This is a genomic window from Spirillospora sp. NPDC046719 (assembly GCF_040645715.1).
Lineage (GTDB): Bacteria > Actinomycetota > Actinomycetes > Streptosporangiales > Streptosporangiaceae > Spirillospora.
On sequence record NZ_JBEYYT010000061.1, the window covers coordinates 23,518 to 33,184 of the forward strand.

Annotated in this window: 6 protein-coding genes; 2 read left to right on the plus strand and 4 right to left on the minus strand. The window is 69.5% G+C overall.

Annotated elements, in window-relative coordinates; translation table 11 throughout:
* The first annotated feature begins 626 nt into the window (after positions 1-626).
* A complete protein-coding gene (locus ABZ914_RS13780) occupies positions 627-1,805 on the plus strand; it encodes a hypothetical protein (RefSeq protein WP_500193286.1) in 1,179 nt (392 codons plus the stop codon).
* A 320-nt stretch (positions 1,806-2,125) separates the two neighbouring features.
* On the opposite strand, the gene ABZ914_RS13785 is transcribed toward ABZ914_RS13780, so the two are convergent.
* The 4 genes from ABZ914_RS13785 to ABZ914_RS13800 all read right to left on the minus strand — a co-directional run bounded on the left by ABZ914_RS13785 (position 2,126) and on the right by ABZ914_RS13800 (position 7,776).
* Positions 2,126-3,145, minus strand: a complete 1,020-nt coding sequence (locus ABZ914_RS13785; protein WP_500193287.1) for a hypothetical protein — start codon at positions 3,143-3,145, stop codon at positions 2,126-2,128.
* Between the two features lie 136 nt (positions 3,146-3,281).
* The gene (locus tag ABZ914_RS13790) at positions 3,282-3,701 is read right to left on the minus strand and encodes a VOC family protein (protein WP_500193288.1); all 420 of its coding nucleotides are present in this window, start codon (positions 3,699-3,701) and stop codon (positions 3,282-3,284) included.
* Positions 3,702-3,961: 260 nt separating this feature from the next.
* A complete protein-coding gene (locus ABZ914_RS13795; RefSeq protein WP_500193289.1) occupies positions 3,962-6,853 on the minus strand; it encodes a glycosyl hydrolase in 2,892 nt (963 codons plus the stop codon).
* A 323-nt stretch (positions 6,854-7,176) separates the two neighbouring features.
* Positions 7,177-7,776, minus strand: coding sequence for a TetR/AcrR family transcriptional regulator (locus tag ABZ914_RS13800; RefSeq protein ID WP_500193290.1), 600 nt, complete (start codon positions 7,774-7,776; stop codon positions 7,177-7,179).
* Positions 7,777-7,961: 185 nt separating this feature from the next.
* Between ABZ914_RS13800 and ABZ914_RS13805 the strand changes: the two genes are divergently transcribed.
* Complete coding sequence (locus ABZ914_RS13805; RefSeq protein WP_500193291.1) at positions 7,962-9,569, plus strand: MFS transporter; 1,608 nt, start codon at positions 7,962-7,964, stop codon at positions 9,567-9,569.
* Positions 9,570-9,667: the final 98 nt, after the last annotated feature.

The following is a 9,667-nucleotide window of genomic DNA, read 5'->3' on the forward strand; positions in this document are numbered from 1 at the left end:
TCAATGAATAGGAGACGGTAAGTGCTCGGGGAGCGCCAGGCGGCTAACGGATCTGGGACACCGAGGCCCGTGAACGGCAGTGCAGACTACGAGTAGATCACGCGGTGGGTCTTTAACTTCTCGTCTTCTTTCACTTCCCCGGGCATCATCGAAGCATGGGATTGGCACGCACACTGGCACTCAAGGCCCATCGGCCACTGGGGCGATTGGCCCTGCCATTCCTGCGCCCGGCGTCCGCCGCACCATCGCCCTGGGACACCGGGGCCGACCCGGACGCGCTGCTCGCCGTGGCGTTCTCCGCTCGCGACCCCGGAGCCAGGCGGAGAGCGGCGGCGCGGATCGAGGCGCTCTGGGACGGCGAGCCCGAGCGCCGGAAGGTCATCTGGTGGCTGATCAGGGAGCGAATCACCGCCCCATTCGGCCCTCACGGCACCGACCACCACCTCTCTGAATGGACGAAGGTGGCGGACGGTTCCGCGGACGTATCGCGAGTCTCGGGAACCGGCGTGTGGCAGTCAGATTCCCGAGCCAGGGACCGGATACACCTTCCGGAGGCAGCCGAGCGTTTCCTCTTCGGTGCCGACCCCGACTGCCCCCGCGTCCCGCGGATCCGACTTGTCACCGCCTTGGGCCTCGGCACGGCAGCAGAGGCCGAACTGCTGCCCGACCTGGCCCTCCGCGCGGACGACCCCGCCCTTCGCGACCGGTGCGCCGCCATCGTGGCCGAGACCGACGAACCACACGTCCTGGACGCGCTGGAGAACGTCTTCTCCCAGGCGTTCGACTTCTGGGTGAACCGCTGGACCTTCCGCGGCGAGCTGATCCTCGGGCAGCGACCGGAGCTGTGGAGCGAGGACGGCACACCTACGCCGCTGCTGTCCCTGCTGCTCAGCAATCCACATGTCCCTCGGCCGCCCGGCGCCGAGTCGAGCGACGGCACCTCCTACTCGGCGGTGCTCGCGGCGTTGCGCGGCCGCTTGGACCTCCTCGCCGACTTCCCGCCGGGCTGGCTGATCCACGAGATGCTGACGGTGACGGAGGAACGGCCCGGCACACCCGCCGACGCGGCCTGCCGCCGGGCCCTGCGAGCCCTCGACGACGGCCGGGCACGGGAGATCCTGTGTGAGGCCGCGATGGAGGACGCCGACAACGACGCCGTCGCGGCCGTGACCGACGCCGGCTACCTCCCCGCCGACCCGGACCTGGTGCCGCTGTTCCTGATGCTCACCCGGCAATGGGAGCGACTCGCGGCCGCCGATCCGGACGGACACCGCCTGCGGGACTACATCGCCCGGGAGGACAGTGACCCGGGCTTCGACGGGCTCGTCCGGATGCTGGAGCAGGACGCACATCCGCACCCCGCCACCGCACACGACGACTCCATCCCCCATGACGCCCGCGAGCACGCTCTCGCCGCCCTCCGAGCGATCGGTCCCGGCGACGTCGGCAACCGACTCTGCGCGATGGCTGTGGACGGCGTCGACGTCGCCGTCCGGGTTGTCGCCGAGAGCGGCCTGGTGCCTGTGCCCAACGATCCCCGCGACCTGGCACTCTTCCTGTACCGGACCGGCCAGTGGGATCGGTACGACGCCGCCGACCCCGACGGACGGCACCTCCGCGGCCACGTCGCGGGGCTCAGCCCGTACGACGACGAGCGCACGAGGCTTCGGGACGCCGCCAAGCGTGGCGGGCGGCCGATGCCGTGCAGCCCGCCGTCCGAGCCGGCGCGTCCCGACCCGTACTGGCCCAGCGGAACCGGCGTGGCCGGAACAGGCGGCTTCACTGGCGGCTTCACCACTCACTAGCGTGCTGTGGAGACCCGCAGCACGCTCTCCGCTGAGTTCTCTCGGCTCGGCGGATGAGAAACGCCGTGGAGGGACGCGGGAGTCGGAGGGCTCTGGAACTGCGCAGTCACGGACTGACGAAGGACTCCACTCATGCCCTGCCTATCCGGTGTGTATCTCGCGAGCGTCTGGAGCCGCTTGTCGGAGCGCGTACGCGGGGCGTGTCGTCGTTGGCCGGTCGGTTGCTGCTCACGGGCCGCCTAGCCGCCCCCCGTGTGACCAGCCGTCGCCCGTGCCCTGTCCACGCCCGGGCCGACCGCCCGGTCCTCGGCAGTCGGTGATCAGAGCGCGCTGCGGACGGCCAGTGGGGCCTCTTCCGGGTACTCCTTGGGGGCCATCTCGTAGGTCTTGTTCAGCAGCGCGATGAAGTCCGGGTCCGTCATCGGGTCCGCGGGTTCGGTGAATTTGACGCCTCTGCGCCTCAAGTCATGCGTGAGGACGTCGAAGACCTTTTCGTGGGTCAGGTCGTCGGTGTGGTCGAGGTACTTGCGGACGTCCGACAGTTCGTCGAAGACCAGTGCCGTGTAGTGGAAGAGCGTCCGCATGTCCTGGTCGCCGTAGCGTGCGATCTCCTGGTCGCCGTTGCGGATCACCCAGTCGCCGGTGTCCTCGCGGTGGAGCAGCGACTCCAGGCGGAGCTCCGGATAGTCCCGCCGATGGACGGGCCCATTGCTTTCTCTGCGGTGGTACATCTTCGAGTTGTCCGAAAGGATGCAAGTGTTGTCGAAGGGGGCCTTGAAGCGCTGCGGAGGCCGGTCGGGGCCGTCCGGCCAGTAGGTGAAGCCTCCGTCGAGATCGGAGTTGTAGAAGTAGGTGATCATCTGCCCGGTCTTGACGGCCCAGCGATCGAAAAGCCCGGACTTGGCCATGACGCTGAGCAGCCAGATCGGCGTGTTCACGATCGAGCAGCCTCGCCAGTTGGCGCTGTCGAAGTGGCCGGCGTCGAAGCTGTGCGACGGCACCCCGATGTTGAACAGCATGTGCAGGGCGAGGCCGTACTTCGCTCCGTGCATTTCCTTCACCGGCTCCAGGAGTTTCTGGCTGAAGTAGAGATCGTGCACGTCCGGGTAGAAGACGACCCCTTCTTCGGCGAGGTAGTCACGGAAGACCGGTGCGATGAAGTCGGAGAGGTTCACCGTGCTCGGGTCCACGTCGGTGCCGCCGGAGACCGCGAGGTACTCCTCGGTGGACGTGAAATGGTGCGCCAGGATCAGCTTCCACGGCGCGTGCCGGCGCACGATGCCGAACAGCGCTTCGACCTCGCCGGGCTCGTAGAAATCGTGGATCAGGGTCGGATGCATGACCGGTGTGATCGGATGGCGCTGCATCATCGTCACCGTGCCTTCCATTGTGAGGGTGATCGAAACGGGGCCGGTGCTTGTCGCGGAGTATGCCTTCTCCGCCTGGCCGGATCTTGATGTCGCCGATGCATTCCGCTCAGGCGAGCGGCTCGATGATCTCGATGAGATTGCCGCCCGGGTCCGTCACGAACACGACTTTCACGCCGTGCTCGGCCTCGGTCGCCAGGGGCCTTGCGACCACTGCTCCAGCGGCCAACGCGCGTTCCAGTGCGGCGTCGATGTCCGGAACCCGCATGCCCAGGACGACCCCACCGGGTGCGGGAATGGCGCGAGCCAGGAACTTCAGCAGGACGAGCGTGCAGCCCTGATCGTCCGCGGCATGCGTGATGATCTCCTCGAGTTCCCATTCGGTTCCCGCGCTGGACGTGACCCGCTGGATGACCTTGAAGCCGAAGACCTCCGCGTAGAACGACAGCAGTTTCTCAGGATCGTCGGTGACGACCTTGACGAAGGGCATCGTCGCCGGGACGGCCGGATCGTCCGCCGTGGAGGGCATGGCAACAGCTCCTTGCAGATCAACTGTTGAGGCGAGATCGCCGTTCGCGCGCACGGGGCGCCGATGAAGCCCGTGCCGTGCCCAGCACTGTAAAGAGTGATATCCCTCGCAGAGCGAGGGATATCACTCAATGGAACACCTCTCGTTTCCGCTCAGGCGGGCGGAAGTCCGCGGCGGCGCGTCCGGCGTTGACGACGCCATGCCCGTCCTGCGTGGAAGACGGAATGCGCTCGTCGAACTGCTTCTGAAGGGAAGGCGCTTCAGCGGGTGATCGGTGTGTCGGTGTACGGGGTGATGCGCACGGGACCGATCAGCCCGTACTCCTGCCGGGGCTCGGCCGCCTGGGCCGGGAATCCCGGGGTGACGCGAAGCCGGTTGCGCAGGGGCGTGGCCACTCGGACGGTGATGGTGTTGGTGCCGTTGCGGAGATGGCCGCCGAGGTCGATGCGGTGGCTCACCTGGTCGCTCGGAGGCAGGGGCCGGCCGTTGACGGAGACCTCGAAGGTGTCGGTGACCTTTCCGAGGTCGAGGTAGGCGCCGGTCGCCTGGTCGAGCCGCACGGTCGTGGTGTAGGTGCCGACCCCGGATGCGTCCTGCAGGTCGGGGATCTGGGACCAGGGCTTCAGATCGGTCAGGTCGAGGTCGTGCTCGACCGTCTCGCGGTCACCGCCGGCTCCCTTGCGCCAGTCTTCGACGGTCAGCTTCCAGCCCGCCGGTGCCGGCGAGGCGGGGGCCTGAGCCACGCGGAGCTGGGACCGCTTGCCGTCGTCCCAGGTCACCGTGTAGGTGCCCGGAGTCGTCGTGCGGAGGGTGGAGGTGTCACCGGCTGTGACGACCTCCCCTCCGGTCGTCGCCGTGACGTGCCGGGCCGTTCCGTTCCCCAAGGCTACGAGGGTGCTGCCGCCGGGGGAGAGGGTCACCGGCACGGTGACCCGTCCGGCCTCGGTGCGATAGCGGCCGACAGGCTTCGTGCCGCCGGTCCAGGCGTCCATCGTGTAGGGGGTGCCGCTCCCCTCAAGGGAGATGTCGGTGCTGATCGTGGAGGCCGTCGGGTTGTAGAGGTAGTACAGCTGGCCGCCGGCCGTGACGCGACGCGCGGACAGGAGGCCGGACGTCGCGCTCGGTTCGGCCGCCGGACGCAGACCGAGGTTCCGCAGGGTCGCCGCGAGGCCGCTCTGATCGTCGATCCGCCGGACGGAGGGCTCGGCGAGGAGTTTCTTGATCGTCGCCGTGAGTTCGGCGTCCTGGTCCTTCGCCCGGTAGTCCCCGGGCGTCCTGCCGGGCGCGGCGCCGATGACGACGATGGGCAGGCCGTTGCGCGCGTGTTCGAGCAGGAGCCGCGCGGTCGCCAGCGGCATGGTCTTCTGATCGTCGAGGATCAGTGCGCGGTAGCCGGGCCCGTCCGGGGCCAGCCGGTGATCGCGGACCGTGGTGGCGGCGAGCTGGTCGGGGCCGGTGAAGTCGGAGGTGTATCCGGGCGCTTGGAGGCTCGGGGTGTCGGTGCCGTAGCTCTGCCGATAGAGAGCCAGGTCCACCGCCGGGCGCCCCTGACGCAGCGCGAACTGCATGCGCGACGTCCACCCCGTGATGGAGGAGGTGTCCGCCCACGTGGCCTGGCGCGGACCCCAGGCTTCGGAGAAGCCGTTGCCGCCTTGCGTCGTGAACGGCGAGAAGCCGGGCCAGCCCGTGGCGCCCAGACCGTCGGCGGTCGCGTAACCGTGGAAGACGACCTGGTTCACCCCGTAGGCGAAGGCGGTGTTGAAGTGCTTGAGCATCTGCGGCCACGTCTGCCCATAAGCGTCGTTGTAGGTGGCGCAGCATTCGAGGGAGAAGACGCCATGCCCGGTCAGATGCACGGCACCGTTGGAGACCTGCCTGAACGGCTCGTCCGAGTAGCCGTCGTCCATGCCGAGCGACTCGGTCTCGGGGACGTCCACGGCTGCCTCGACGGACGGCGTGTCGATGGTGGTGCCGTAGGGCTGGGCGCGGTACCGCAGGCCGCGCGAGTGCGCCCAGGTCTGCAGCGGCTTCACATGCTGACCGATGTAGAGGTCGGTGAGCGTCCGGTAGTAGTCGTCGCGGACTCGCGCCCCGCTGCCGTCGGTGAACTCGAAGTCGGGGGTGCCGGCGGGCGTTACGGAGGTGTACTGGCGGTGGATGCCGTCGATGAACAGGGCCGGCAGGCTCTCCAGCAGCGAGTAGCCGCGCAGCCGCTGGAAGCTCGCGGGCAGTTGCGCGGTCCAGTGCTGGGCGGAGTCGAGCTCGAGAGAGTCCTCGAACAGGTCGCCGCCGTTCGCCTTGAGCAGCTTCCGCAGCTGCGGGGTGAGGACGTGCTCGTCCCAGTACGCGGTGGCGGCCCCGGCGCCCGCCGCGCTGAAATGGTCCACCACGTAAGCGGGCTCGCCCGACACGGACTGGCCCGAGACGGACGCCTGGCCCGTCCCGCGCTGCCAGTAACCCAGCAGCATCCACTCGCCGCCGGGCGGAGCCTTCCAGGTGACCGCTCCGTTCCGCACCGAGCCCGTGAGGTCGACCAGTGACGCCCTGTCCAGTTTCACCGGCTTGGCGCCGGAGCAGCCGGACGGGCACCGCAGGGCCTGGACCGCGACCAGTGTCTGCCTGGTGACGCCGGGCTTGGGGGCGGGGGCGGCGGGCGGCGGCCCCGAGTAGGTGGCGCCCCCCTGCACCACCGCCCGGCCGTAGACGATCTCCTGCGCGGCCTGCGGGCTGTCGGGCGTCAGTCCGGGGACCACCAGCGGCCACGACGGCCCGACCGTGAGATCGATGTGCACGCCGTACCGGCGACCTGCGGCGACGGCCTCTTCGAGGCGGTCGGTCAGGACCTCGCCGCCCCAGCCGTTCTTGGCCGGGTCGCCCGTGAACATGCATTGGATCTCGGCCGCGCCGAACCCGTGCTCGGCGATCTGGCGTACCTCGGTGTCGATCGCCGCCGGCGAGATGTCACCGCACGGCCACCAGTAGCGGATCTTCGGCTTGGAGTCACTCGGGGGCGAGGCGAACCGCTGGGCGAACGCGGCACCGAACGGTGTGGGAGGCGCTGCGGCGGCCGTTCCGGGGACGGCGGCCAACGCGGCCGTGAGGGCGGCCGCGGTGAGGGCCGCACGGAGAGGTCTACGGGGGTGGGAGGTCATGGGCTTCTCCTCGGCGCCCGCGGGAGGCCGAGCCGCTCGGCTCCTGCCGACCGCGGGCGTCCGTCCAGTAGGGGGTGGATTTGAACGTTTTAGGAGCTGCCCGCAGAGCTTCACCGGTCGCGAGAGGGGTGTCAAGCCCTGTTCCATGGTTCGTATCGGCGCTGTGTACTGGGCTTATGGTGTGAGCTGCGAAAACCTGGTGCCAACAGTTTTTGGGTCTTGACGGACCTTGATGGGCGGCCTAGGGTCAGCGGCGAGCAGCGTTCTTAAAACGTTTTTTTGCTCGCCGGACGTCGCTCATGGGCTGAGAGCGCCGGGCCGTCCTACGCGTCCGTCGCGGGCAGCGCGCGGCACATCGAGTCGAGCGTCTCGATCACCGAGGCCATGTCGAGCGAAGGGTCCAGCAGCCACTGGATCTGCAGGCCGTCGGCGGCGGCCAGCAGCAGGCGCGCCATGTGCTCCGCGGGGGCGTCCGCCCTGATCGTGCCCTCGCGCTGCTGGTCGGCGAGCTTTTCGGTGATCAGGGCGGTCAGCTCGCGGTACCGGTCGGCGAAGTGGCCGTGCGCGTGGTGGCCCGGGTCGGTGGCCGCCGCCGACAGGGAGGTGAAGAGGCGCACCAGTCCCGGCTCGTCCATGTTCTGGCGGACCGCCTGCGCCAGCCCCTCGCCGGGACGGCGTATGTCGCGGGAGACCTCGGCGTCCAGGCGGTCGCGCTCCCGCAGGACCGCGAGCAGCAGTTCCTCACGGCTTCCGAAGTAGTGCATCAACCCCTGCTGGGTCAGCCCGACATGGTCGGCGAGCTCCTGGAGCGAGAACCCGCGGTCCCCGGTCCGGGCGAACAGCTCCAGGGCGGCGCGCAGGATGCGCGCGCGGCGTTCCACGCCCTTCCGGTAAGGACCGCGTGCCTTCCCGTCACCTGCCACGAGGCCGACGGTACTCGATCCCGTAGGGCCCCGGCCCGTGCCCCGTGGCCCAGGCCGGACGTGCGTTCCACTCCATGGACGCCCGTGCGGGCGGCCGAGAAATCCCGTGCCACTGTTCCGAAAAGCCCGCCCGATAATGATCATATGTCGGGCGCGGCGCCACCCCCGGGACAGTCGGAGCGCACATGTCCACCACCCCCACCCTCCACGCGGAGGCATCCGGAAACGATCCGGGACGCCTCGAGGACGCCTCCCGAATTCGGGTCTTCGCCATTCTCACCGTGATCGTGCTCTTCACCGAGGTCGCGCCGGTCCAGTACACGATCGTGGCCGCGGCACTGCAGAAGATCTCACCGAGCTTCCCGGGAGTCGGGGCCAACATCACCTGGTCGATGATCGTCTATGGTCTCGTCGGCGCGGCGGCGTCCCCACTGATCGGCAAGATGTCCGATATCTGGGGCAAGAAGCGCATGTTCCTCGCCTGCGGGCTGTTCTTCATCGTCGGCTGCGGGGTCTGCGCCCTCACCAGTTCATGGACGCTGTTCCTGCTCGGGCGCGCGCTCCAGGCCATCGCCGTCGCCACCGCCGTCATCGCCTACGGGCTGATCCGCGACCTGCTGCCTCGCCGGTACGTGCCGCTCGGCATGGGCGTCACCGCCACCGGCCTGGGCTTCTCCGCCCTGCTCGGCCCGGTCCTCGGGGGCTGGCTCGTCGACGACTACAGCTGGCGCGCGATCTTCTGGGTGCTGCTCGGCTACACGGTCGTCATGATGCCGCTGGTCTGGTTCGTGGTCCCCGAGTCGAAGCTGCGGACCAGCGGGCGCCTGGACATCGCCGGCGCGCTCCTGCTCGCCGCCGGCATCGGACTCGTGCTGCTGTACATCGACAAGGGACAGGACTGGGGATGGGCACGTCCCCGTGCATGGGCGTGGCTGCTCGCCGGGCTGGTGCTCATCGCCGTCTTCGGCGTGGTCGAACGGCGCGTGAGCCACCCCGTCATGGACGTGCGGCTCCTGGTCAACCCGAAGGTCAGCCTGACCCTGTTCGTGGCGCTCTTCGCGGCCTTCATCATCGGCGTGCAGTCCTATGCGATCCCCTACATGACCCAGTCGCCGGAGTCTCACACCGCTGCGCAGATGGTGGCGGGAGGGGCGATACAGAAGGCGCAGGCCGCAGGCGTGAAGCTCCCTCCGCAGGCCGTCGACGTCGCACTGAAGCCCGGCTACTCCTACGGTGAGGGATGGTCGCTGACCGGCTACGCCACCCACATCGCGATCTGGCTGGCTCTGCTGAGCATGGTGACCGGAGCGCTGGCCGGCGCCTGGGCGCGCAAGGTCGGTCCCCGCCGGCCGATGCTGCTGGCCCTCACCGTGATGGCCGCGACCGGTGTCGGCTTCGCGGTCTGCCCCTTCGGCTGGGTCACCCTGCTGCTGCTCGCCCTTCCCTTCGGCGCGGCGATCGGCGGCTACTACGCCTCCGCGCCCAACCTCATCGTCGAGGCCGTACCGCAGGAGCAGCAGGGCGTCAGCGCGGGCATGCTGGCCGTCATGCAGACCATCGGCGTGGCCGTCGGCGTCGCGGCGGCCACGGCGTTCAACCACGCCCATCCCGTTCGCGCCGTCGTGGCGGTGGCGGGGCGGCCGAACCCGGCCGTCGACATCCCGGGCCTGTACTCCGACCGCGGTTACGAGCTGGGCTTCTGGTTCGTCGCCGGGACCACCGTCGTCGCCCTGATCGCGGCGTTGGTGATGCGGCACGGCCGTGCTCCCGCCACCGGCGGGACCGCGCACTGAACCGGGTTCGCCCCGCCGCCCCCGGGCCCGGGGGGGGGGGCGGGGCGGGGGGGGGGCGGGGGGCGGGGGGGGGGTGGTGTACCAGGGGGCCGGCTCCG

Excerpts from the sequence above, each read along its gene's own strand:
- ABZ914_RS13790 (WP_500193288.1), bottom strand. The coding sequence starts at position 3,701 with ATGCCCTCCACGGCGGACGATCCGGCCGTCCCGGCGACGATGCCCTTC.
- ABZ914_RS13785 (WP_500193287.1), bottom strand. The coding sequence starts at position 3,145 with ATGCATCCGACCCTGATCCACGATTTCTACGAGCCCGGCGAGGTCGAA.
- ABZ914_RS13805 (WP_500193291.1), top strand. The coding sequence starts at position 7,962 with ATGTCCACCACCCCCACCCTCCACGCGGAGGCATCCGGAAACGATCCG.
- ABZ914_RS13795 (WP_500193289.1), bottom strand. The coding sequence starts at position 6,853 with ATGACCTCCCACCCCCGTAGACCTCTCCGTGCGGCCCTCACCGCGGCC.